This window comes from Paenibacillus sp. V4I7 (genome assembly GCF_030817275.1).
Lineage (GTDB): Bacteria > Bacillota > Bacilli > Paenibacillales > NBRC-103111 > Paenibacillus_E.
Genome location: NZ_JAUSZD010000002.1, coordinates 414,570 through 438,470, shown reverse-complemented (window position 1 = coordinate 438,470; position 23,901 = coordinate 414,570). Strand labels below are relative to the sequence as shown.

The window sequence follows — 23,901 nt, the reverse complement described above, 5'->3', positions numbered from 1 at the left end:
AAGATTATTTGTATTGCGGAATCAGCTGAGCCCGCTTATTAATAAATTTATCGACCGCCATGGCTGCGATGGCTCCATCAGCAGCTGCAACTACCGCTTGCTTCACTGGTGTGCGTCTAACTTCTCCAGCCCCGAATACACCTGCAATAGGTGATTGCATCGAGCTATCCAGAATCATAAAACCATCCGCGTCCAGCGGAACCTGATCCTGTAGGAAATCTGTGCCAGGCTTACTGCCGGATAGGAAGACAAACACACCATCCACATGGAGTACTTCCTCTGCACCAGAACTCGTACGTATTCGAAGTCCCTCTACATGCTTGTCTCCAAGCACTTCAAGCGGTTTGGCTTTGTAGAGAAAGTCAGTGCCCGGCAATACTGGAACGTGATGAACACCCTGCAGTTCAGGTCGTGGAACTATGAAATATATTTTATCGGTAAATTTACTTAACGCTTGTGCTTCTTCCAAGGCTTCCTCTGAATCACCAATGACAGCAACCGTTTTGCCATCGAAAAAGGCTCCATCACACGTTGCACATGTACTAACGCCACGGCCTAACAAGCTTTCTTCCCCAGGCAGCATACGGTTGCGTCCTTTGGAACCCGTCGCGATTACGATTGACTTACCTTCATAGATACCGTCAGCCGTAAATACATACTTCGTATCGCCTTCCACATCTACAGCTGTAATCGTTGTTTGGATGAACTCCGCCCCAAAACATTTGGCTTGCTCCCGCATCGTATCGAGCAAATCTTTACCTGATAGCTCTCCAATTACACCCGGATAATTCGCAATTTTGTGAGTGATGGCCAAAGCTCCTGTATTCGGTGCCTTGTCAATAACGAGTGTCTTCAGATTTCCTCTTGCTGTATAGATAGCAGCTGAAGCTCCCGCCGGTCCAGCTCCAATAATAATGACATCATACATCGCTGTGCACTCCTTTCAACCCATACTGACTGCTTGTCCAATGAGAATCCATATCAGATAATAATTATTATAAATAAATAATAACAAAAGTCAATCCTTTTTAATAATAATTATAAATAAGGAAAGAAGAAGTACAACGACAAGAAAATCTCCTCATTAGCGACAAAAAAATCCCGACATCATTAAAAATGATTAATATTAACGACAAGAAAATACCAATAATACAGAAAATCGGTTTTTCCACGACATAAAAATCACAAAAATAGGAAATATGAATGTATATCTAGTGCCCTAGGATGGAAATTAATATATCTAGAAACTCATTTGAGGGGATTCTAACGACACAAATGTTCCTACTTAAACGACACAAAAGTGCCTACATTACCTTCTACCTCCTCAACATAGGTCCCCTAGATCCGTAAGCGTAAACAGCCCTCACCTTTGTTGTTAAGATGAGGGCTGTCTTCTTATTTTAAGACTTAATCACCCACGCGAGATATACCAGCGGTAGTAGCGACGATGACAATAGGCTGTCCATTTTGTAGTAATTCGACTATTACAGATGTACTATAGCCTTCCAAGTTTTCGACCTTGTCGGCCCCCGGATATCTCACGAGGCTCTATCGCTTCACTTGCGTTACGGCCTGGACGTCGCTCTGTCTACGCTTAACCCGTATCGTTACCTTTACGTGTTCAAGACTCGATTCCGGGTAGGGCGGCTTTTCCCTTTGCCCGGGTGGGAATTACACCCACTGAAAGCACCCAGCTTACCTAGGCGCACCGAAGAAACCCAATATGTCGATGTCGACTACATAATGCATCGACGCTTGATTGAGAAGAAACTGGACTCTTGCCATGGCATGATGTGTAGATCGAAGGGGTCTGAACCCGTAGCTATGGTTGTAAAAATGGGCTTCTGCTATGGGCTCAAGGACTTGTTTGAAGCACTGTTGAATGATCCGGTCGAGGATACACGGGATGCCAAGTGGTCTCATTTTGCCGTTGTCTTTTTCGATAAGCTTCCGTCTGACCTTCTCAGGGTGGCAATTTTCAAGTCTGTTTTGGATTTCACTCACTAATTCGTATTCGGGTCGTTGTTCGATGTCTTTGATGGTCAATCCATCTGTTCCTGGTGTCTTTGATCCTTTATTGGACTTCATCGTACGGTATGCCAGCAATATATTTTCTCTGGATGTGACGATCTCGTAGAGATGTGAGAAAGTCTCCTTGTTTGTCGCTCTTGCGTGCAAATCCGTAAAAGATTCCGTCATGCCGTAATACTCCCAATTTCGTAAAGTTTGCACTGTGGCACCCCTCCTAAATGAAGCGATGTCCCCACGTTCCTACCTGATCGGTGCAATTCACGCATGGAAAATGATCGTTCTTTTCAATTAGACTTGGGGCTGTTCCTCCACCTCCATTACAGAGGTTTCTTCGGTCGTGCCCCTACCCTCACAAGGATAAATTCATTTCGGCAAGTGCCTTATTGCAACCGTTTCGGGTAACAGCCCTTGTAGCAACGTCCCTTGTTTTCCAAGTCCCTTACAGCCTAGCTATCTTTTCTGAACTTAGGTGCTTCCTCTGAGCCTGTGAGACCAATGCCACCATTGTTCGGCATAGCGTATTTCAGAGCAGAAAGTTTTACTTTACGCCACTCACCCCATCGTTTGATGGTACATACGTTTCCGCATGCTCTAACTTTAGACCTGTACATTCGGAAGTTCGTCAGATCGCTTCTATGCGAACATTCTCACCATATCCAGTTTTTCAGCCGCGCGACATATCCGCCCGCATACCTTTTCTATTCGAATGGCTACAGCCTTCGTTCTGTCGAATCTACCTGTACTTCACACCTCATTATTCTGTTAAACATTGACCGTGCAGGAGTATTGGCGGGATGGTTTCAGGATACATGGTTCCGTCATTCCCATCCTTGGTTGTAAAGTTAAAATTACTGCTGTAATTTCCTGCTTTTCGCACTGTTTGGTGCTTATAGCAGAACTTGTCGTACTTCTGCATTAGCTCAATACTTAATAGAACATATAGTCAAAAGAAAAACAAAAGCCCATGAACACGTGTAAGTAGGAATAGAGGATGCTCTATTAAAAAATGATAAAGAACGGTTGTCCAAAAAATTTAAAATCGGTTGGATAATTTGGACGTAGACTTGTTCATCAAATATATATTCTCCCAATATAACTACCCAATCCAAACTATAAGAATTCAATATACTATATAAGTTTAATAGGAGGGGAGTTGGAACTTAAATTGAGTATATTAACGGTAGTAGCGCTGCGAAAAGCGGCTACGAAAACGATCCCAATTTACCGTGAAATTGTTTGTAATCCGGTATATGCAACACGCTTAACCATCGCGATCCGGAACAATAATTTGGATTCACTCAATCGTTTACTCAAGGAAGTTACATCTGGTTTCAACGATTTTGGAACCAATAGTTTTGGATTTAGCATCGGCTTTAAGGCTCCGGCTCCGGCGAATCAAGTAGAAAATGCGACCAACACAAAAGGGAGAGTCCGCTTAACGGTAATCAGCTTGAGAAGCATTTCTAAGAGGATTCTGCCGTTATACCGTAAAATTGGCAGTAACAACGCATTCGCCACCCAGCTCGTCCTAGCTGCAAGAAATAGAAACAATACCATACTTCGCGCATTAATATCACCATTGCTGCCAGCCAATAGTTTGGTATCTGTACGGGGTGACCGCACAGGTATTATACTTGAGATTAAGTCAGTGACGGGCGTTGTGTTTATTACTCAATTTTTTGTATTATAAACTTTTATCCCAAAGCAAAGACCTCCAAATCAAAGAGGTTGGGTTCATTTGTTGATCTGATTAAAGGCATTAATGAAGAAACGGAACATCTCGGGTTCATTCCTCCCGTAATGCTCCGTTTCTCTTGATTTTACCGCCTTCATAACGTTCATGAAGGAGCCGACGGACAACCATCTTATTACTTCCCTGTTAACCCAGCCTGGTTTAACAGGGCAGAAGTTATAGTCGCTCCTTTACGTCATCTTGGATGGATTGTGGTTGAATGCCCTACGCTGTGGCTTTATCGGCAATCGGACGATATTCTTGGCCTGGATCCGATAAAATAAAAAAACCGCCATTTAGGCGGATACTAATTTTGTATAACTTCACTATCCTCTATTAAAACAGATATATCGTAGTCAATTACCAAGTGACTTTGACTTTGTTCATCTTTTGAACATCCAGATATAACACCAAGTAAGTGCAATAATATAATGGCAATTAAAAGAAATTTCATATAGTCACCTCCAGATGAATTAAATAAGGCCATTGAAAGGACAGCAAAGGGCTGCAATCCGCAGCCCTTCTGAAATTGAACTATAGTTTTTCGGTAGAAAAGTAGAAATACCTCTATTCTCGGTTCTAATAGAATTAACTATTTGTTATGCACTTGAGCAACAACACTGCCAAAAAGCTTCTCTTCAATGTAAGCATCTAATCTCCAAAGCCCAGAGGGTATTGACATCATAGTAACTCCTTTAGCAACTTTATCGTTATCTAGAATAGGAGGTTGAACATTAGGATTTGGTATTCCGATCCCACCCTTAAAAACACTAATTTCTTCTCCCGTTTGCTTGCTAACTCCTCTTATTTCCATTTTCTTTCCGAATAATTGTTGCGTCTCTTCTAGCGTACTACCCCAAAAGTACCACATATATTTATTAGATTTCCCTGCAATAATAGGTTGTCCTCCAGTAAGGAAACCTAACTTTCCTTCATTTCCAATCAAAATATATTCGCCTTTTGTTCCATCACCAAATGTAACTGGAATATTAAATGTTGGACTTACTTCCCATCCTTTTGGATTGATGTCTACTTTTAAAGCTGATTTATTTTCTTCTTGAACATTAATTTCTTTTTCTATCCCTGTCTGAATCGAACAACCTGTTAGGACAAATACAGATATTAAAAGGAATATTAAATAAAATGAATTCTTTTTTACCATCATACACCTCCAAAATGATTCATATTAGATTAGACGGTAATAAATTGAGAATCTATTGTAGATTCAATAGAATTATTTCGTTTCTTATGCCCGTTACTTGAATAGGCAAAAGGAGGAGCTACCGCGAAGTAAGATTCTCCACTATCGTTTCTCGTTAGCGGAATTACCAGAATCCAGCATATGGTAAACTGGGTTTACAGAAATAGTTAGTCATTTAGTTAGGAGGTTGTTAACCTTGCATATTGGAATAGATTTAGATAATACAATTCTTGATGCCACTTCAGCTTATTTGCAATATTATAATAGAGCATCTGGATTATCATTAACACCCGACGATGTTAATGATTTTTATCTCTACCGTTTATATGGGTGGGATAAGGCTGAACGAGATGCAATTTATAATAAATATGGGCATGAAATTCATTGGAACTCATCACCTTTGCCGATGGCAGTTGAAATATTACAGCAACTGTTTAATCAGCATCAATTATCAATTATTACTGCTCGACCATTACTTTTTCGCGATGTTACCATTGAATGGCTTAAACACTATAAGATTAATTATCACAATATTACACTTGTTGAAAATAAACTCCAAGAATGTATTAATTCAGAGGTAGATGTGTTGATTGATGATGGTCCTCACTATGCAGAGGAATTTGCTCTAGTAAATAAGCCAGTTATTTTGTATGAACAGCCATATAATTTATCGGTTACTCATGACTTCGTGTTTCGTGCTTCAAATTGGATTGAGGTAAAAAAGCATATCGATTACTTAGAATCTAAACCAAACTTGATATGATAGGAATTACTTTGTTAATCTGCCCGTTAACCCGGAATAGGCCACCGAATTTATCACCGGCAGCCTGCTAGATCTTGTTATGAAGCTATCGTATCTTCGTTAGCTTAACGACGATACGATTATTATTATGGTTCTCGTTCATAATAACCTAATCAATCCTTTTGTCTTTCTATCTCACCAGCTACAATTTGAGGGGGATCGGATTGCATTACAATATATTCGCCTTTGTCATTTGTTTTAGGAGTTACATTAACTTTTTCACATACCCTAAGCTCGTTGTAGAGTTGGGAATCTTCTACAATATAATAGACTAATTCGATATTACTCTTTTTGAAGGTAGCAAAGGTCTTACTTTCTGCATCCTTTTTAGAAATTTGCTTCGCCACTAAGATTCTTTGCTCTTCCTTTGCGATAATGTAATTCCCCTTTTCAGCTTCAGACGAAGCACTACAACCACTAAATGCACATACGGCAAGTGTTAAGGCTACGCCTAAAACTAACTTTTTCAATATTTTCACTCCTCCCGGTAAAAAAAGTATTTATCCTACCCACTTTATTAGACGAATCTCTGGTAATAATTTGTTGCGTTAAACTGGACGTTACCTGTACAGGCTGCCAATAATGCTGGCAGCCTGTTGTCATGGTGTTATCGTTACCCGTTAGCTTAGGGTCATTGCAATCATAAGGATATCTTGCAACTCTGAGTGCCACGTTCAAATGATTCTACATCTGGCTTTTTTCGTTTGCACTTGGAGTTGCATGGTACATTTCCGTAGTTATTTGCAATCCAAATGTTTTTCGTAAATATCAATTTGATTATGCTTATCCATGCCATAGGCACTTCCATCGACCGACTATGTGTAAAACTTTTAGCGAAATGACCACGAATCCCAACATATGGTATAAAGGCTTAGCGATTTAACAAAAATGGTTGTACATAAGCTCCGTTATGGAATACGGGAACCACTTGGCTAACATTCAGTTCACTTGCAATAATAACATCCTCTGGAAAGCCCTTTTCTATTAGCTCACGACCAGACGAACATTCCTTCAAAATCGTTTTTATGTCATGTTCTGCATGTATAAAGGCACTAACAGCAATTTTGGCTTCTGGCGAAAGACTCGATTGGTCAAACTGACTAAGAATTGCACCAGCCGCAATTAAATCCTCGATAGCTGGACGCAACATACCATTTTCCCACTGTTCACCACATGCAATTACACTTATCACATCACCTGGATAATGCCTCTTAATAAAATCTGAAACAGCAAATGCGTTCCGTAAACACCCAGCAATCGTAAACGCATTAGACTCATTAGCGACGACGGTGCACGTTGAACCATTCGGGGAAGGTAATACGATTCGTGATTGAGGTGGCAAGGATAGTAACGATTCTGGAGATAGTGATGGAGTCTTGCCACGTTTTTCAGCCAAAATAGCACTAACAGACTGAGCAAATTTTATGGCGGACTCATCTTTGTATCGATATGGATAAACCAAAGATTCTCTTGAAACTGCAACTTCAACACATGTTGTAAACGATAAAACATCAATTATGACCACAACACTTGAAATTGGAGCTAGTCGTTTTACCCCTTCTGCTCCCCATTCAAATCGAACATAGTATTGACCTTGATTAAAAACATCGTCGTTGTGGCAAGTATTATTATCCATTGATTAAACACTCCATTTTTAAGTTTTGCCGGCAACCCAATAGTAAATAATATCCATCAAAAAGTATAGACTTTTTCTTTATGAATTGTTATGATGTTGAATAAGGTCTAGAAAAAAATAGGCATACAAAAAGCCCTTGGATATTATTCCAAAGGCTTTTTTAATGAAAGTCCAGCACTCCTTGGCATACCTCTTCGCTCAACTATCCTGCCCTTTAGCTTAATGATAACAAAAAGAACGGCTACATTGTTAGCCGTTCTCGAAGTGATTACCACGTAAATTTAACTGACGATTAAAAAAACATCGGGCCCCCATCCTTATCGTATCGCCTTCGATCCGCGACTGTGGAACCCTAATGCCAGCAACTAAATCCTGCTCTGCACGACGGATAGCCACTGCCGTGCGATCAGATCGTGTCCCGCCGCCGTCGGGTGCACTCCATCCCAGAGCCAGTACGATGCATCAGCTCTCTTGCAGGCATCGTATAGTACAGCTTGTAGCGGAACAAAGACTGCTTGAAATTCGTTGGCGAGTGTCCGGACGGTGTCCTGATAATGGGCGATCCGTTCCTGCCAAGCTTCCCATTTTTCCACGGTTCCGCCGGTTTTGAGTATGAACGGCTCACACAATATGAGGCGGGCGGCTGGAAGAACCTCTTTCGTTTCCCCCAGCAGGTGACGGTAAGAACGCTCAAATCGATCAGTCGCACCGCCGGGGTCGCCATTTACGATCCTTCCTGCATCATTGACCCCGATCAGTATACTGATCACATCGGGACTAAGACTGAATGCGTCCTCATTCCAACGTGCATACAAATCCGATACCCGGTTCCCGCTGATACCCCGGTTAATAAAAAGCGGCTGTTTCTCCGCCAGTTCATTTCCAAGCTTGCTTGCGATAAGATATGGGTAACCATGCCCCAATATATGATTGAGATCATCATTGCGTCCTCTTGCCCCATCTGTAATCGAATCACCTTGAAACAATATCCTTCCTGCATTCATCTTGTAGCCTCCTTCGAATAGCAATATATTCACATTTTAGATGAGAAATTAACAAATAGAAAGCACGATCTACGGTATTGTTCAGCAGGTTCTATAGCACCTTTACATAGGGTCTCGCCAACATTCGTTAATTAACTAAACGAGCGCGTGAAAAAACCTTGAAATATAAGACTCTGCACATTTTTTACATGTATTCTATGTATTCTTGTGGGAGCATCACAAAAAGCAGTCCAAAACTGGAACAATACAGTCTTGGCCTGCTTTTCTTTCAACTATCGTATCCGTCCCTCGCGAAGTAGATGTACCATCTAAGTTTTTTTCATAATCATCGATATTACCCCTCAACAATCTCAATTTTTAAATAAATATTCCCATAAAAGCCTAACGATGGTATTCCTGATTTCTTTTCTAGAAATATGATCCGTCAGTTACTCTATATCCTTATCGAAGTTTTCGGCAGGAACGAATAGCCGACCATTTCTCTTTTGCATGGAGAGCCTCTAATCCACTACCTTCGAGATTATTCTGTTAATCTGCCCGTTACTTCAACAGACAACGGCAGCCGATCGTGTGTCGGCTGCCGTCATGTCATTCTTGAACTATCGTGTCCCGTTAGCGTAACGAAGGCATTGATTGCCAGAGTCTATCCACCGAATGAAATTCTGAACTGTGTCAAAGTTGCTACCTTCCACATGAACTTCATCTTTTATTTCTACCTGACATACTCAATAGAACAATTGCTAAAGCAATTATTGGGATTCCGAAAGTTACAAACAAAATAAAATGAGCAAGATCATTCAAGAGTATCACCTTCTCCCTTATCGAACTCTCGTTTCCCGTTAGCGTAATCATGATGGTTAAGTCCAATGCACTGACATGGTCAGTACGTAGTTGTTAATTCTAACGGTGTCATTGGGAAACAGTAATTACATCAATTCGCCTAGATCTGGCGGTCGACGGAAAAGTGTTGCCTGCTCAAAACTATAGGCGATGCTGATTAGCGTGGGCTCACTGAAGGCCCTCCCGGAAAAGACAACACCAAATGGACCCTGTGTCGAATCGCCATCCGCATCAATTGTTCCTTTTTCTGAATAACCGGCGGGCACCGTAATAAGGGGATACCCTAACCGGGCAGCAATGTACATGCCATCAATGTCACCGGGTAACATTAATGCATCTAAGCCGTGTTGATCGAGTGTATAGTCAATCCCTTGCGTTACAGCCGGATGGTTATATTCTTGACGTTTAAGTTGATAGGTTGTCTCGTTTAGCGCATTTTGTTCCGAGCGAATCAGATTGTCTTGGCCAAACTTCAATGCGGAAGCAGCGTGCTTCTGATTATAAGCAATCAGTTCTTGAAGCGAATGTACGGGTATATCCGAGTTCAACTTCGACAAATAGCGATTCAGGCCTGTTTTGAATTCGTAGCAGATAACATCATTGTTCCATGGATGCTGTTCCAAATGGAGGTTCACAGGATCGATAACTGTAGCACCTTGCTCACGCAGAACATCGATGGCGGATTCCATGATGGAAAGTCTTTCTTCATCCAATGACCGATAGTAATGTCTGGGAATCCCAACACGAGCTTTACGCAGAAAGTCTCGATCAAGATAAGTTGTGTAGTCATGAAAAGTACGATGCGGGCTAGTCCATGTTGCCTTGTCGTTTTCATCAATCCCGACGATTGCCCCGAGTAGAGTCGCTGCATCAGTGACTGTTCTGGAAATTGGTCCTGGTGTATCCTGACTTATGGAGATCGGGATAATACCGCTGCGGCTCGCAAGCCCTACAGTAGGCTTTATTCCGACAAGAAAATGTTGGCTGGCCGGCCCAATAATCGAACCTGCGGTTTCTGTTCCGAACGCTGCTGCTGCCAGGTTTGCCGCTACGGCTGCAGCCGATCCTGAACTTGACCCGCTCACGAAGAGCTTGCCAGGTCCATATGGATTCAATACATATCCGCCTCTGGAACTGTATCCAGCTGGCATACGGTTGGACATAAAATTCGACCACTCGGTCATATTTGCCTTACCTAGAAGAACTGCACCGGCAGCGCGGAGCTTTGCGGCTATGAACGAATCTTCATGAGCAAACGACTCAGCCAATGCGATTGAACCAGCGCTCGTATGCATCCGGTCGTGCGTATCGATGTTATCCTTGAGCAGGATTGGAATTCCGTGCAGCGGCCCCCTACTACCTGTTGTATTTCGCTCAAGGTCAAGATTCCTTGCGATTTCAAGCGCATCTGGATTAATCTCTAATATGGCATTAATCAAAGGATTATAACTATTAATGCGTTCGATATATGCAAGAACGAGGGCTTCAGATGTACATTCACCCGAAGTCATTGCCTTTTGCATGCTCACCAAATCGGCTTCCTGAATCCAATATTGTAAGTTGATGCTCATATATTAAGAAACCCCCGGTACTGGTAAATTTTCGGACAACAGTAATATGGTAACATGCTGCCTTACCAAGGGTATAGGGAAAGTTTTGATTAGATAAGAAAGTATCGGTTGGGCATAGCAGTAGAGCTTGTATTTTCCCGAACGTCAAAGTTGTAACTAAAGAAATCTGCCCGTTAGCGTGGAAACGGCAGCCGATCATCATGGCCGGCTGCCGCGGTGTCATTATTCAACTATCGTTCTCCGTTAGTTCAATCGTAAATTTTGCTGAGTTGAGAATAATATTGGTCAGCCACAAAAGTCATTGGGGGAATCTTTTCAAGCCAATCAACTCTCGAACCAATCCCATCACACCTCAATAGCTTAATTTCCTCATGACTCCGATCAATACCGATTTTCTTCCAAATGATACGTCCACCGGCTTTGACTACATTTGCAACAATTACAGTACAAAACAAATCGCAATCGTCTGGGCACATTAATACTGGCAAACTAACCTCTTTGCCAACTGAATTGAACCTTCCTTTAAGTAGTTCTTTTTCTTTCGGGCTATCAATCCAATCAATGATGGTTGGGATCATTCCCAGGAGAAGATCTGTAGGATATTGACTATGAAGCATTATATCCAGAGGGATACCATCAATGGCGATCGTATGATGTTCAACACTGCAATACTCACTTTTCATAGACACGACTTCAATTTTATTCACCAGCGCATCTCCCATTTATAATTCCACATCAATAGCAGCTAATCGTTCTTGCCGGCTGCCCTCGTAACATGATTGAGCTATCAATCCTGCGTTAGCGTAATAAGATTCCCAAAATAACCAATCATTCATCAGTACGCTCTTTCAGGAACCTGTCACAGCCACAATATTTCCTTCATCATCGAATGCTTTCGCAGATAATTTCCATTCCTTAGATAGTTTTATTTCAGACTCGAAAAAATCCTGTGTAGGATAACCTATAAATACATTATCTGCTACTGGCATTGTCACTTTAATCTGACTGTCAGAAGCATTTCTGTTAATAAATGTGACCTCCACAGTTGCTACCTTTTTATCGTAACCGTGATGGCTTCATCAATTCCCATAATAATTACCCCCGCTAAATAAATAGACATTAGAAAATAATATCACATTGGAGTGGACTTAAGTATTGTTTTTATAAGCTATGCTGCCAGTTACTTCAATAAAAAAAGAGGAGTTGCTGATATCTTATTATAAGTAATATATATACTGAATAAGCTTGAGCCCTTTAGAATAAAGGGCTTAAGATTTAGTATATATACTAAAACTTATACCAAAACTTTATAGTTTAAGTGCTGATACTCTTTATATCAATTAAGCTCTGTTAGATAATAATATTGGTATATGGATATGCTTAAAGGAGGGATGTAATTTTCCCTCCTTTTATATTCGCAATTGAAAACGATTGAGAATCAAAATTATCTCTACAACTTTGGAATTTATCAATTTGACTTTCATAATAGCATTTAAAGGCATATTACATTATCAATTGTTTTTTACTTTGTATTATGCTCATTTTGTTCGCTCTACAGAATACAGAAAAAATTCCATATCTATATTCCTAAAATTCTTAGTATCTTTATCAATAATATTCATACCGTTTCGAACAGCAACTTTTTGAGAGGCTATATTTGTGTCCCTAATAATAGAATAAACCCTATTTGCATTAAGAACTGAGAAAGCGTATTCCTTGCAAGCAATTGCCGCTTCTGTTGCGTAACCTTTGTGCCAATACGCTTTTTGAAACAAAAATCCTATTTCCAAAATTTCTTTTTCTCTCCAGCCTTGCATTGTCAAGCCACATTGACCAATCATTTCGTTTGTTTCTTTTAATACAACAGCCCAAAGTCCAAAACCATACTCTTCATATCTTTTAAGATGTCTGTTAAGCCAATTTTGTGCTTCTTCTAAGTTGAATGCACTTTCATAAGCAGCACGCATTACTTCCTCATCACACAATATTCCGCACAATGCATCATAATCGGACTGCACCATTTCTCTAATTATAAGACGTTTTGTTTCTATCAAAAATCTCCCACCTTTCTATTATATCAATAACCTTTCAAAAATTCCTTTCTTCTCGTTGTTCTATGAGTAAAAATGACCCGCCAGGAATAATTATTGCTTCATATTTGTGTGGTAAAGAAAGCACCTGTATATCCGACTCATATAAGGTTGTGTTTAATCCTCGTTCGTCACAACGTTTACGACAAGAAGCTAACATTTCGGGAGAATAGTCAACACCGTCTATTACAAGACCAGATTCCAGTAATGGAATTAATATTCTTCCAGAACCAACCATTGCTTCAAGAATGCGTCCCTTTGTATGTTTTAACTGATCTCGATAATACTCTACATCCCCACCAAAAGAATCACCAATTTTCTTTGTGTGGTCATATACCTCTGTACATAATGCACCATATTTACTGAAAGACATTTAGTTATTTCCCCTCCATATTTGGTATCTTAGAAAGGTGAGCGTATTTGAGCTGCTAGATTGTTTTTCAGGTGCTGGAGGGTCTTTTATGCATTAACTTTGAATAAATTTAATATTACAGGTAAGAATTCTAATAAATAGTAGTAGAAAGAGGTGACTAGAGTTGGGTGATAAAAAACGTGAGGACTCCTGGAATGACGAGCATGATCAATTATTAGCCGAAGTAGTATTATCTCATATTAGGACTGGCAGCACACAATTGGCTGCTTTTGAGGTGAGTGGAAAACCACCAATGGATGTGGATGGACTTGTTGATGAGCGGCAAAACCCATGAACCCTCAAAATGTTATATTTTAGAAAATTTTTAGAATTGCTTTCGAGGGTGTTTATACTTCTCATTTAGACTAAGGTTGTAGGCAAGAGAAACCATATAACCTTAAAGGAGAGATTAATATGAATACACAAAATAAAGCACAAAATGCACTGGAAGACATCAAAGTCAGTTCGAAACTGAAGATTGCTACGCTGTGGGCGAGTTTTATGTTTCTCTATATTTATGTTGATTATTTCGCCTTATATATGCCGGGCAAAATAGAAGGTATTCTGGCAGGAAAAATATTTATATTTGACATTTCATATGTATTTCTATTGATAGCACTGATTTCGGTAACAATTCCAGCTCTTATGATTTTCCTTTCTGTTGCCCTGCCGGCAAAAGTAAGTCGCTGGGCAAATATCATTATTGCCGCGGTGTATATTCCCTATACATTGTTTAATTTGACAGGAGAGGCTTGGGTGCACATGGTGTTTGGCGCTGTTGTAGAAGTCGCTCTTCTTTGTCTAATTATCTGGTATGCATGGAAATGGCCTTCTTCGTTACGGTAATTACGTTACTAATTATCTTTACTGCATGGAAGTGGCCTAGGCAGGATAGCTAGCAACGCGGGTTTCGGGCATTACTAAGAAGAATGATGATGACATAGTCGCAACTTTTGCATATCTTTTTATCTGTCTTTATAGCACCCCAAAACACGTTACCAACACTTTTTGTATTAAGTGACCTAAACAAGAAGGGAGTCAATCCATTGTTTGCAGTAAATGTCCACCCATCTTCCCCATCAGTAGAATAAATGTATTTATCTCCTTTTTTCTCGAAAGTGTTAAACACATATTGGTCTTGGTCTAGAAAGACTACCGTGTTTTTCTTTTTATCGCTGTAAAGAACCTTTATTGGTGATTTCCACTTACTCTGTATAGCTTCATCTAATGATTTGTAAGTGTTACAACCAGTTATAACTAATAACATAATTAAACACACTAAATTGATTTTTTGTCTCAATAGACCACCACCTCAAAAAAGAATTTCGTTATATTTTATTTGAATATCCTTTTGGAAATACCTCCTGCACTAACCTCCGATTAACTTAATGAAGGCCACCAATCATACCGGCAGCCTCGTCCTGGGTGTTCATTCCACTATCGTTTACCGTTAGCGTAACAATCGAGCGAGTAACGACTCTGCCTCATGGGTCATTCTCATTTTAAAAAGTTCATTCGCATGGCGCTCAATTATAACCTTGTTAGAAGAGAATGTATGTTGCAAGTTCCGAATCGAAGCAAGGAATAATTCTTTCTCCTGTGCTTCTGAGGGCGGAGCCATTATGCCCAGAGAATCTTCCGTCAAAGTTGTTATCTGTAAACTCCGTTCAAACCGAATCTCTTGCAGGTATTGGACAGGCTTCGGAATAGGTGTCAGGTTAAACCTTCCCTGGACTTCGTTCAACACCTTCTGTTTCTCTCGTTTCCAGCGATCATGATCAAACCATTCTGAATTCAGATCTCGAGCATCTTCCTTACGAACACTCTCAAGATACGCCTCTTCACTCGAAAATTCATTAAGTAATGCTAGTTCGTCAAATAAGTGTAACGAAAAAAAGTCATGCAGATTTCGAGCAACAAGCCGTACGCGATCTGAATCCATTGGTGAGACTCGTATCACTGGTGCTTCATCCAAGTCTTTGACAAGACCAAAATCAGTTAACAACGCGTAATGTATACCGTCTCCTCCAGTACGTGCAAACGGAAAAGAATCCACTGGCGTGCAGAAATACCCTTCCTTCTCATTAAAATCAACGCCTAGGAAAAGCCCCGTAGGAGTCTCTAAATATTCTACTTCTCGGGAAAACTCTCGTTCCCAACGAATTATTTGTTGAAGCAACGTAGGGGTCCGATACTCAATGATCATTACACGTACCTCACGATTAAATAAATTTCTCCTTATGAATTCAAGGTTACTATCACGTTATCCTGCCCGTTAACATTCCTGTAGGTGTTAGTAGATTGAACTTGCAGAAAAAAGGACGCCTCGCTAGGATGAGTATGTACTGGGTTGCAGCCCTCAGAACTCACCTTAGGAGGCGTTATCATGAAGTCTAATCCAATTAAGTCTCAAAATCAACGCGTAGAACGAATCTCCACTACCACTCTGGTCATAGGCATCGACATTGCCAAAGAGAAGCACGCTGCACAAGCCATTAATTTTCGAGGTATTGTCCTCACCAAGCGCCCTATTCTATTTTCGAATGACCTAGCTGGCTTTGAGCATCTAGAAGACAGTATTCGGAAATTACAGAAGATGCACGGCATGAATGACTTGGTTGTGGGAATGGAGAGCACCGGTCACTACTGGTTCAATCTTGCCAACTGGTTGGTGGATCAAGGAATTGATGTGGCTCTTGTCAATCCAATGACAACCAAACGCAATAAGGAAAACAGAGATAACTCACCTTCCAAGAACGACCCAAAGGATGCTCTGGTCATCGCCGATGCGGTGAGTCGTGGGTTCTACACAGCCTTCGCTCCAAAGGATGAAGCATTCCGCCGTATACGGGTTATGGTTACAAACAGAGAGCACTGGGTTGTTAAATCAGGACGGATTAAGAATAGAATCCACCGCTGGCTCGATATCCGTTTTCCAGAATACAGACAAGCATTTGATGATATTTTTAGCGATCGTTCCTTGGCCACTTTGCGCCGGTTCCCAGCCCCTTCTGACCTATTGCAGCTAACTCCGGAGCAAATGGTACAGATCTGGGGTGAGTATATGGCCAGACCTGGCGGGGTGCGAGGTACGAACAAGGCTTTGGAACTTCAATCACTCGCTAGACATAGCGTGGGAGACACTACTGCCCTTGAAGAAGACAAATGGGAGCTGAGGCACCTCATCGAAGAGTATGAAAGGATCCGCCGAATTATTGACGAAGCGGACGAGATGATTGAAAAGATACTGCCTGAAATTCCTTGTTCTGATCTCGTTCGATCTGTCGGTACTTCCGTTCCTGCAACGGCTGCCATATTGGCATTTGGCGGGGACTTACGTAAGCTGTCTCACGGAAATCAATTATTGCGCAAGGCAGGATTGAACTTAGCAGAACGAAGTTCAGGCAAGTATAAGGGGCAAATCAAGCTCACCAAACGAGGCAACTCGCTACTGCGCAAGCATCTCTACTTCACTGTGTTTCACCTGTTATCTTTCAATGAAGCGTTCCAAGCCATGCATACGCATAATACCGAAGTGAAACGAATGACGAAAATGCAGTCCATGATGAAGCTGATTGGGAAACTAGCCCGTATGCTTGTAGCCATGGCAAGAGAAGGACAATCATTCTCCATGGATAAGGCCCAGCTACCATTATCTGCATAAAAAATAAATCTTAACTCTGACACGTAAATTGGCTCATTCGCAGGAACTCATAAAGAAAGCACGGAGTACCGATATTTTTAAGCTTTAGGGCATAGACCCGTTCCGTTAACGTTGATCGGACTCCACACCTTGGAAAGATAGGACGAAGGAATGTGAGGGCAAAGACCCGTCGAGATTTGGGAGAGTGAATCCCCAAGGACCTTGTGGAGAGAAGCGTGCAGCATAACTTTTCTTATGGAAGATGTTGTAAAAATATTCAGCACCTTCTGTTCCCGCATGCGCACTAACGGAACTGCCTGTCCCACACTACCCAAACACCTGAACTCCTGTTTAACAAGCATATTGAAATCCTGCGAATGAGCGAGCATTCGTGAGATAATCCTTATTCTCTGAGGGAGTTTAACGATGCAGTTTGTAACGCCCATTTTTTTACAACATGATTGAAAGTTGGCTGAAGTGAATGAGATAATGATAATCAGTTGCTGCAGCGCACTTAATCAAAACTCTGATCCATCTGTGGTTTCTTGCCAAGATTCGAAATCCTACAATGTTGGTAGTTTTGTGTCACAATACTACAATGTAGGCACTTTTGTGCATTTTTTGCTGACACAAATCTCCCTACATAAAAAAATAAAAGCTTGATTTCTCAAGCTTTTTCAAATTGGTTTATGTAGGCACTTTTGTGTCATTGGACAAAAAAAAAAAAAAAATCGAGGACAAGAATAATGTCGGATGACAAGAACATATATCGTTCGCCGCCATCTCACAAAAAAAAGCCGTCAATTTATTGACGACGACCCCCCTCTTTAAAATCTAAGTTTTGACACATAACGATCAATTTGTTGTTGGAGTTGCTTATTTTCTTTGCTTGGGTTCCATCATTAAAATCGTACTGCGAGCAATTTGGAAGACAAGCCAATGATCGGGGTTTTTGTATACTGAAAAGAAGGTAAAAGTACGGAATTTGCATTAATTGTTCTGTTAGTCTTGATCAAATCATCGAAATTTCCATACCCAAACTCAGGTATACAAAAAAGGAGCTAACTCAGGAAGCTCCTCAACTATCGTTTCTCGTTGAACAAAGGCTGTCGACAGGATCCGCAGCCGCCCCTCCTCGTCCTTACAGAGTACGTCTGAATCTCTCTTGCATCCGTGCCGGATACTCGCTTGGCAGACTGCTGACGCTATCCAATTGCTCCCACTGCTCGGTGGTAAGCGACCAACCGACCGCACCCATGTTATCTTCGAATTGCGCGATGCTGCTGGCGCCAATGATCGGGGACGTGATGCCCTTTTTGCCCAATAACCAATTCAATGCAACCTGGGAAGACGTCTTCTCGGTTTGCTGCACCATTTCTTTAACCGCATTCACAATTTCGAAGTTTTTCGGTGTGAACTTGTTATTGTAATCGAACTCGCCCTTTAGCCCCAAGGAGAATCGGCCGAAGTCCGGCTTTTCCATATTGTTGTATTTGCCGGTTAACAAGCCTCCCCCAAGCGGTCCCCATGGGATGATGCCGACATTCTCCTCCAGACATAAAGACATGTGCTCGCGATCCGCATCACGGCTTACCAAGCTGTACTGCTGCTGAATCGCGACAAAACGGGCATAGTCCTTGGCATCGCTATAGGCCAGTGACTTCATCAGCTGCCATGCGAGAAAATTGCAACAGCCGATATAGCGGACTTTTCCGGATGAGACCAGGTCGTCAAGCGCTCTTAAGGTTTCTTCAATCGGCGTTAGATCATCCCATACATGCAGATAGAACAAGTCGATATAGTCTGTATTCAAACGGCGAAGACTGGCATCAACACCATCCATAATATGCTTTCTGGAATTGCCTCTATCATTCGGATGCGGACCAACGCTTATGCCAGCCTTCGTAGCCAAAATGACCTCCGATCTGCGCTCGCCAATCGCCTTCCCGACGATCTCCTCGGAGACCCCTTCGGTATAAATATCAGCCGTATCTATAAAATTCCCGCCGGCATCCAGAAAACGGTGCACCATTCGCGTCGATTCCTCCGCATCGGTCGAACTTCCAAACAACATCGTGCCTAAGCACAGCTCAGATACGAGTACTCCACTGTTTCCTAATTTCCGGTATTTCATATTCATTTCCTCCTCAAAATGTCAAATACGATAGTTGCATTGGTTTGGATGTGTCCCGGCTACTTAATAAATTCGGCATAGGGAGACGCGGCAGGAGAATGTTGAATCATTTGAAATACAAGCTCTCGATTAAGTGAAAATGCTTCGGCCAAAACAAGGGATTCAACGAGTCCTTGCATTATCGTATCAATGTAAAGTTTTTTTACTATCTTTGCTTCCGATCCCTTTCCGGCCTCTCCAAAGTAAATGCTGTTTTTGCCCAATATTTCAAAAATATCGATCAAGCTTTGATAGGCTCTCTGTTCTCCCCCAACCATAAAGACTAAGTTTCCTTCTCTGGCATGAAGGGTACTTCCCGAGACAGGGGCATCAAGTTTAACAATTCCTTTCTGTTCAGCCAATTCAGCTAAATATCTGGAAGTAGACGGTGAAATTGTGCTCATATCAACGACCATTGTGCCCTGCTCCACATGACGATAAACACCATTATCGTCTGTTAAAACTTGTGTAACAGCCTCATCATTCGCTAGCATCGTTATAATAATATCCTGTTCTTTTACACATTCAGCTATTGAATCAACTACTCGAACGCCCATATCAGCAAGAGGCTTTGTTCGTTCGTTATCATGATCATATGCGGTTAACTTATAGTCTGCTTTATGCAACCGGGTCGCCATGTGTATTCCCATCATTCCAATACCGATAAAGCCGATTGTCTTCATATAAATCAAATTATCCTTTCGTTATTTTTGATTCGAAATTTTGCAAATTTGCGACTTTTACGATTAGTTTGCCGATATTCTCCCCATTGAATAAGTCAATTAACGCTTGGGGTGTATTTTCGAAACCTTCGATAATATGCTCAACGTTCCGCAGCTTGCCCTCCTGTAACCACTCTAATAACCTGCTTCGTGCATGCTCGAATTGTCGCTCATAATCATGCATCATAAAACCTTTCATTTGTGCGCTTCTCTTCCACATTTCAAAAGGCAGATTGAGGCTTGGAGCAACTGAACGATCGTTATACTGAGATATTTGACCACAAACGACGACTCTCGCGTATCTGTTCAGCAGTGTGATTACGTTGTTTGTAATGTTTCCGCCGACATTATCGAAATAGATGTCAACTCCGTTTGGGCAAGCCTCTTGAAGTGCTGTTGTAATATCGGCAGCCGTTTTGTAATTGACTACAGCATCAAAGCCAAGCTCATCCAGCAGAAATTGGGCCTTGCTGTCCGAGCCTGCAATACCAACGACGCGGCAGCCAAGCAACTTGGCAATTTGTCCGGCAGTTGATCCAACAGCGCCGGCTTCGGACGTTTAATCAGCAGGATTTGACGATTTAGTTCGATTTTCATGTGATTCCCTACCCTTCGTTTTGCATGGCTTCATTATTTTTATCGGAATAATTCGCTAACCGAACTCGGTTTATCCCTAGATCCCATCCTGACGACGCTTGTTGAATAGGGCGGAATGTACGTAGAGCAGCGATTTCTCACTTATCTTACTCGTCTATATGCAGAACTGCCTTTCCGGTATACTGCCGTTCCATCAACTGGGTGGCTATCGATTGAATCTCTTTCCAGGATGCTTCCACTTCAATTCGGGGATGAAGCCTTTCGTCTGCGACCAACTGTGCAAGAAGACGCAAATCATCGGCTCCCGAATAGCGGTTTAACTCCTCCAATAGGAACAGCCCATACAAAGTAGTTCCTCCCGTATGGATTAAATCTCTAACATCAATGGAAGCGTATGGAGAGTTGGAATACCCCATCGTCACGCAGATTCCTCCGGATACCAGCTGCGAAAGAAGACCCGCCAGGATATCTCCTCCCACCGTATCTAAGATCAGGTGAAATGGCCCGAGCTGGCTTGCTGCAGAATAGGATTCTCCCACAAGCACTTCGCTCGCTCCGGCACTACGAACCAATTCAGCCTTCTTCTCCGTTCTGGCCGTTCCGACAACATATGCTCCCGCCAGTGTAGCGAGCTGATGAGCGAACAAACCGACGCCACCGGTCGACCCTGTAATCAAAACCCGCTTTTGCAGCAGAAGTCCCCCTTTACGGAGAGCATACATCGCACTCAATCCCGCAACCGGCAATGTGGCTGCTTGTGCAAATGTAACCGTTTCTGGAATTTCGCTTAACCAAGAAGTTCTGGCCGCAACCTGTTCGGCCCAGGCACCCATAGGGATCAGACCGACCACTCGACTTCCCTTTTTCGGACCGGTTCCGTCTTCCGCAGACTTCAATACAACTCCGGCAAAATCCCAACCGGGTTTTGTAGCAATTTCCCCATTTAGCGCGTCTCTTACTTCTCCGCGGTTTAGGGACACGGCTTTAACCTGAACGATTGCTTCTGATGGGGCCGGTGTCGCCATCTCTACTTCCCTAATGGTAAATCGTCCAGCAACAAGTGGGTCAGATATAATAGCACGTACCATCTCTATCTCCTCCAGATCCTTAATAAAGCTCCGGGTTTGACCGGCTTCTTATAGGGCAGTATAATATATCGATAACTTCTGACCAAGTGTAAAACTACACCTAACCTATTGGTCCTTTAGGTGAGGAGCTGGAAATATGGACGTTCAGTTGAATCTTCATTCGGAACCTAAAGTGTTAAAAATGCTTCTTGGCGAAATCGAAACGATCCGAACAAGCCGTTGGCAACAGTACCGGGAAGAATCTCATCCAATGCTGAAACGTTTTACTCAACAAGAACTAAACGACGAGGCGTATGCAACTTATAAAAATTTGCTGACTAATCGTTCGCGACGTCTGCCGAGCCGGGAAGCCGTACTTGCGATTTCCAACTATCTCGAATGTACATCCTCGGAGAGGAACGACTTGCTTCTTGCTGCCGGTTATCTTCCGGAACATCACGAACTTGAAGGGCGCTCGTTGAAACTCGCACTGGAACAGTCTCATTTGATTATGAACGCACTTCCTCTTCCGGCATTTATCGCGACCCATAAATTCGAAATCGTTGAAGCGAATAAAGCCTTCTGTCTTTTATATGAGATACCGATCGAAGAACTTCCCCCCCAGCACAGGAGTATGATCCATCTTCACTTTAATTCCGAATATCCAATCCGTTCACGTTCCACTTTTGATGCTACTGCATTTCAACTATGGGAATCGCATGCGGTATACGGTATTCAAACTTTCAAGCAGAATAATATATACTCCCGTTATGATGCCTGGTACCTCAGTTTAATCCGGCAATTTAATGAGATTAACGATTTTAAAGCGTATTGGAGCCGAAAAGCGCCAGATTCCGAAAGCGATATATCGCAATCAAAAGTCGTGATGGCCCGGATGGGTGAAGGAAACGAATGGATGCCGATTCGTCTCCGGCAAATCCATATATCCGTCAGCAGCCGCATGTATCCTCGAATCGAAGCTTTCCTACCCGAGGATGAGCCTGCTCGAAAATTGTTTACCTGGTTGGGATGTCCATTCGAAGGGATTCTTCAAGACAAGTTGAAAAGTTACATCTGTTAGCTCCAGCCATTACCAGTTGCGCGATGACATGGAGATCGTATAGGCTGCCTGTATTCTTGGCGTCGGAAAAGCTCGGGAACTGAGTCATGCCCCAGTCCAGATCGGATTTGGCCATTTTTATTGGCGTGAAGCACTTAAGAATTTTCAGTCAGTTGATTATTTTTAGAGCTTCGCTCAAACGCAAATAACATAATTGCCATTAGTAAAGCTAGAATAACAATGCTACATCCCACCCAGCTAAGGTTTAAAACAGATGAATTATTTATAACAAGACCCCCTATACCTGAACCTAATGCGAATCCCAACTGAATGAAAGATGTATTTATACTTAAGGCAATATCGGGAGATTTGGGAACTAGTGTAACTAAATATAATTGCTGTGCTGAAGACGTACCCCAAGTAGCCCCCATCCAAACCAATATAACAGCAATTAAACCCACTAAATATCCTCCGACAATAGTTAGAAAAAGTAATATAACTACCTGTAAAGATAATCCAGTATAAATCGTAAACTTGGGTCCTTTTTTGTCTGCTGTCAGCCCCCCGACCCTTGAGCCGATGAAACTACAAATACCTGCAAGAAAAAGAATGCCACTAATTTCCACCATTGCGAGGTCCGATGAAGCTTGTAAAAATGGGGTTAAATAGGTAAATATAGTCGAGTAGCCACCTATATAAAGTAACGTTATGACGACCGCCGTCACAATTCTCTTGTCTTTTAATATTGATAGTTGAATACCAATCGCTACAGGTTCTTGTTCTTTTAGAATAGGGACATTTCTATAGACTACGATAAGCGGAATGAGAGTCAATAAACCGATATATATAAATAAGGATCTCCAACCCAGTATATCGCTAAGGAATGTGCCAATCGGAACTCCGAATACAAGAGAACTACTTAGGCCCATTAAGATGATTCCAATTGCATTCCCTCTCTTTTCTTTCTCAACAAGTCGAGTAGCCACCGCCATTGCTACCACAGTAACAATCCCCCCACTTACTCCCTGTAAAACTCGTGTGAAGAGCACCATTCCATAAGAGGAGCTAAAAAAGGTCATAAAGTTGCTACATATAAAAACGGCGAGCATGGCAAGCAATATTTTTTTTCGGTCAAAATTAATGGTAAGGGCGATTACAATGGGTGCACCTATTGCTGCAGAAAGAGCAAACGAAGTCACAAGCAATCCGGCTACAGATGTAGATACAGTCAAATCTATCGCCACCATTTGAATAATACCTGTGATAATGTATTCAATCGTTCCTATTAAAAAAACGGCAAGGGCAAGCAATTAAACTACA

General features: G+C 41.9%; 23 protein-coding genes and 2 pseudogenes. 6 read left to right on the top strand and 19 right to left on the bottom strand.

What is annotated here, in order from left to right:
• Nucleotides 1–4 precede the first annotated feature (4 nt).
• Nucleotides 5–928 (bottom strand): NAD(P)/FAD-dependent oxidoreductase, encoded by a 924-nt coding sequence (locus QFZ80_RS03200; RefSeq protein ID WP_307557227.1) that lies wholly within the window; start codon nt 926–928, stop codon nt 5–7.
• A gap of 767 nt (nt 929–1,695) precedes the next feature.
• A complete protein-coding gene (locus QFZ80_RS03195) occupies nt 1,696–2,232 on the bottom strand; it encodes a reverse transcriptase domain-containing protein (RefSeq protein ID WP_307557225.1) in 537 nt (178 codons plus the stop codon).
• 952 nt (nt 2,233–3,184) lie between these two features.
• On the opposite strand from QFZ80_RS03195, the gene QFZ80_RS03190 reads away from it, so the two are divergent.
• Complete coding sequence (locus tag QFZ80_RS03190; RefSeq protein ID WP_307548898.1) at nt 3,185–3,721, top strand: hypothetical protein; 537 nt, start codon at nt 3,185–3,187, stop codon at nt 3,719–3,721.
• Between the two features lie 349 nt (nt 3,722–4,070).
• Here QFZ80_RS03190 and QFZ80_RS03185 read toward each other — a convergent pair whose 3' ends face one another.
• Both QFZ80_RS03185 and QFZ80_RS03180 read right to left on the bottom strand, forming a co-directional pair.
• The gene (locus QFZ80_RS03185) at nt 4,071–4,217 is read right to left on the bottom strand and encodes a hypothetical protein (RefSeq protein ID WP_307548900.1); all 147 of its coding nucleotides are present in this window, start codon (nt 4,215–4,217) and stop codon (nt 4,071–4,073) included.
• A 138-nt stretch (nt 4,218–4,355) separates the two neighbouring features.
• Nucleotides 4,356–4,925, bottom strand: a complete 570-nt coding sequence (locus QFZ80_RS03180) for a hypothetical protein (RefSeq protein ID WP_307557223.1) — start codon at nt 4,923–4,925, stop codon at nt 4,356–4,358.
• A gap of 235 nt (nt 4,926–5,160) precedes the next feature.
• Here QFZ80_RS03180 and QFZ80_RS03175 point away from each other — a divergent pair, with 235 nt between their 5' ends.
• Nucleotides 5,161–5,727 carry a 5' nucleotidase, NT5C type gene (locus tag QFZ80_RS03175; protein ID WP_307548904.1) on the top strand — a complete coding sequence of 189 codons (567 nt, stop codon included), beginning with the start codon at nt 5,161–5,163 and terminating at the stop codon, nt 5,725–5,727.
• A 152-nt stretch (nt 5,728–5,879) separates the two neighbouring features.
• Here the strand turns inward: QFZ80_RS03175 and QFZ80_RS03170 are convergent, their stop codons facing one another.
• The 8 genes and pseudogenes from QFZ80_RS03170 to QFZ80_RS03135 all read right to left on the bottom strand — a co-directional run.
• Nucleotides 5,880–6,236, bottom strand: coding sequence for a DUF3221 domain-containing protein (locus tag QFZ80_RS03170; RefSeq protein ID WP_307557221.1), 357 nt, complete (start codon nt 6,234–6,236; stop codon nt 5,880–5,882).
• 401 nt (nt 6,237–6,637) lie between these two features.
• Nucleotides 6,638–7,402: a 2-phosphosulfolactate phosphatase gene (locus QFZ80_RS03165; protein WP_307557219.1), complete on the bottom strand. Its 765-nt coding sequence runs from the start codon at nt 7,400–7,402 to the stop codon at nt 6,638–6,640.
• Nucleotides 7,403–7,767: 365 nt separating this feature from the next.
• The gene (locus tag QFZ80_RS03160; RefSeq protein WP_307557216.1) at nt 7,768–8,406 is read right to left on the bottom strand and encodes an SGNH/GDSL hydrolase family protein; all 639 of its coding nucleotides are present in this window, start codon (nt 8,404–8,406) and stop codon (nt 7,768–7,770) included.
• A gap of 926 nt (nt 8,407–9,332) precedes the next feature.
• Complete coding sequence (locus QFZ80_RS03155; protein ID WP_307557214.1) at nt 9,333–10,817, bottom strand: amidase family protein; 1,485 nt, start codon at nt 10,815–10,817, stop codon at nt 9,333–9,335.
• A gap of 248 nt (nt 10,818–11,065) precedes the next feature.
• Complete coding sequence (locus tag QFZ80_RS03150) at nt 11,066–11,524, bottom strand: hypothetical protein (RefSeq protein WP_307557212.1); 459 nt, start codon at nt 11,522–11,524, stop codon at nt 11,066–11,068.
• Nucleotides 11,525–11,665: 141 nt separating this feature from the next.
• On the bottom strand, nt 11,666–11,860 hold the full coding sequence (locus QFZ80_RS03145; protein WP_307557210.1) for a hypothetical protein: 195 nt from the start codon (nt 11,858–11,860) through the stop codon (nt 11,666–11,668).
• 495 nt (nt 11,861–12,355) lie between these two features.
• The gene (locus QFZ80_RS03140; RefSeq protein ID WP_082596080.1) at nt 12,356–12,871 is read right to left on the bottom strand and encodes a GNAT family N-acetyltransferase; all 516 of its coding nucleotides are present in this window, start codon (nt 12,869–12,871) and stop codon (nt 12,356–12,358) included.
• A 52-nt stretch (nt 12,872–12,923) separates the two neighbouring features.
• A pseudogene (locus QFZ80_RS03135) lies at nt 12,924–13,280 on the bottom strand (class I SAM-dependent methyltransferase); the annotation flags it as partial.
• Nucleotides 13,281–13,443: 163 nt separating this feature from the next.
• Between QFZ80_RS03135 and QFZ80_RS38795 the strand changes: the two are divergent.
• Together QFZ80_RS38795 and QFZ80_RS03125 are read left to right on the top strand one after the other, a co-directional pair.
• Nucleotides 13,444–13,614, top strand: a complete 171-nt coding sequence (locus tag QFZ80_RS38795) for a hypothetical protein (RefSeq protein WP_171688074.1) — start codon at nt 13,444–13,446, stop codon at nt 13,612–13,614.
• 119 nt (nt 13,615–13,733) lie between these two features.
• Entirely contained in the window at nt 13,734–14,165 is a 432-nt protein-coding gene (locus QFZ80_RS03125) for a DUF6326 family protein (protein WP_171688075.1), read from the top strand.
• Between the two features lie 49 nt (nt 14,166–14,214).
• On the opposite strand, the gene QFZ80_RS03120 is transcribed toward QFZ80_RS03125, so the two are convergent.
• Complete coding sequence (locus tag QFZ80_RS03120) at nt 14,215–14,619, bottom strand: hypothetical protein (protein ID WP_307557204.1); 405 nt, start codon at nt 14,617–14,619, stop codon at nt 14,215–14,217.
• 150 nt (nt 14,620–14,769) lie between these two features.
• Nucleotides 14,770–15,525 (bottom strand): hypothetical protein, encoded by a 756-nt coding sequence (locus QFZ80_RS03115; protein WP_307557202.1) that lies wholly within the window; start codon nt 15,523–15,525, stop codon nt 14,770–14,772.
• Between the two features lie 180 nt (nt 15,526–15,705).
• On the opposite strand from QFZ80_RS03115, the gene QFZ80_RS03110 reads away from it, so the two are divergent.
• Nucleotides 15,706–16,983 carry an IS110 family RNA-guided transposase gene (locus tag QFZ80_RS03110; RefSeq protein WP_307557200.1) on the top strand — a complete coding sequence of 426 codons (1,278 nt, stop codon included), beginning with the start codon at nt 15,706–15,708 and terminating at the stop codon, nt 16,981–16,983.
• 1,120 nt (nt 16,984–18,103) lie between these two features.
• Here QFZ80_RS03110 and QFZ80_RS03105 read toward each other — a convergent pair.
• From QFZ80_RS03105 to QFZ80_RS03090, 4 genes and pseudogenes are all read right to left on the bottom strand, one after another.
• Nucleotides 18,104–19,096, bottom strand: coding sequence for an aldo/keto reductase (locus QFZ80_RS03105; RefSeq protein ID WP_307557197.1), 993 nt, complete (start codon nt 19,094–19,096; stop codon nt 18,104–18,106).
• Between the two features lie 59 nt (nt 19,097–19,155).
• Nucleotides 19,156–19,818 carry an NAD(P)-dependent oxidoreductase gene (locus QFZ80_RS03100; protein WP_307548990.1) on the bottom strand — a complete coding sequence of 221 codons (663 nt, stop codon included), beginning with the start codon at nt 19,816–19,818 and terminating at the stop codon, nt 19,156–19,158.
• 10 nt (nt 19,819–19,828) lie between these two features.
• Nucleotides 19,829–20,389 (bottom strand): annotated as a pseudogene (locus QFZ80_RS03095) (zinc-binding dehydrogenase); the annotation flags it as partial.
• A 211-nt stretch (nt 20,390–20,600) separates the two neighbouring features.
• The gene (locus QFZ80_RS03090) at nt 20,601–21,542 is read right to left on the bottom strand and encodes a zinc-binding dehydrogenase (RefSeq protein ID WP_307548994.1); all 942 of its coding nucleotides are present in this window, start codon (nt 21,540–21,542) and stop codon (nt 20,601–20,603) included.
• A 136-nt stretch (nt 21,543–21,678) separates the two neighbouring features.
• On the opposite strand from QFZ80_RS03090, the gene QFZ80_RS03085 reads away from it, so the two are divergent.
• Nucleotides 21,679–22,602, top strand: a complete 924-nt coding sequence (locus tag QFZ80_RS03085) for an MmyB family transcriptional regulator (protein WP_307557195.1) — start codon at nt 21,679–21,681, stop codon at nt 22,600–22,602.
• Nucleotides 22,603–22,736: 134 nt separating this feature from the next.
• On the opposite strand, the gene QFZ80_RS03080 is transcribed toward QFZ80_RS03085, so the two are convergent.
• On the bottom strand, nt 22,737–23,891 hold the full coding sequence (locus tag QFZ80_RS03080) for an MFS transporter (RefSeq protein WP_307557193.1): 1,155 nt from the start codon (nt 23,889–23,891) through the stop codon (nt 22,737–22,739).
• Nucleotides 23,892–23,901: the final 10 nt, after the last annotated feature.

What these genes read in the sequence shown, in the direction of transcription:
- QFZ80_RS03200 (WP_307557227.1), bottom strand. Translation starts at nt 928, where the DNA reads ATGTATGATGTCATTATTATTGGAGCTGGACCGGCGGGAGCTTCAGCT.
- QFZ80_RS03185 (WP_307548900.1), bottom strand. Translation starts at nt 4,217, where the DNA reads ATGAAATTTCTTTTAATTGCCATTATATTATTGCACTTACTTGGTGTT.
- QFZ80_RS03180 (WP_307557223.1), bottom strand. Translation starts at nt 4,925, where the DNA reads ATGGTAAAAAAGAATTCATTTTATTTAATATTCCTTTTAATATCTGTA.
- QFZ80_RS03165 (WP_307557219.1), bottom strand. Translation starts at nt 7,402, where the DNA reads ATGGATAATAATACTTGCCACAACGACGATGTTTTTAATCAAGGTCAA.
- QFZ80_RS03160 (WP_307557216.1), bottom strand. Translation starts at nt 8,406, where the DNA reads ATGAATGCAGGAAGGATATTGTTTCAAGGTGATTCGATTACAGATGGG.
- QFZ80_RS03155 (WP_307557214.1), bottom strand. Translation starts at nt 10,817, where the DNA reads ATGAGCATCAACTTACAATATTGGATTCAGGAAGCCGATTTGGTGAGC.
- QFZ80_RS03125 (WP_171688075.1), top strand. Translation starts at nt 13,734, where the DNA reads ATGAATACACAAAATAAAGCACAAAATGCACTGGAAGACATCAAAGTC.
- QFZ80_RS03115 (WP_307557202.1), bottom strand. Translation starts at nt 15,525, where the DNA reads ATGATCATTGAGTATCGGACCCCTACGTTGCTTCAACAAATAATTCGT.
- QFZ80_RS03110 (WP_307557200.1), top strand. Translation starts at nt 15,706, where the DNA reads ATGAAGTCTAATCCAATTAAGTCTCAAAATCAACGCGTAGAACGAATC.
- QFZ80_RS03105 (WP_307557197.1), bottom strand. Translation starts at nt 19,096, where the DNA reads ATGAAATACCGGAAATTAGGAAACAGTGGAGTACTCGTATCTGAGCTG.
- QFZ80_RS03100 (WP_307548990.1), bottom strand. Translation starts at nt 19,818, where the DNA reads ATGAAGACAATCGGCTTTATCGGTATTGGAATGATGGGAATACACATG.
- QFZ80_RS03090 (WP_307548994.1), bottom strand. Translation starts at nt 21,542, where the DNA reads ATGGTACGTGCTATTATATCTGACCCACTTGTTGCTGGACGATTTACC.
- QFZ80_RS03085 (WP_307557195.1), top strand. Translation starts at nt 21,679, where the DNA reads ATGGACGTTCAGTTGAATCTTCATTCGGAACCTAAAGTGTTAAAAATG.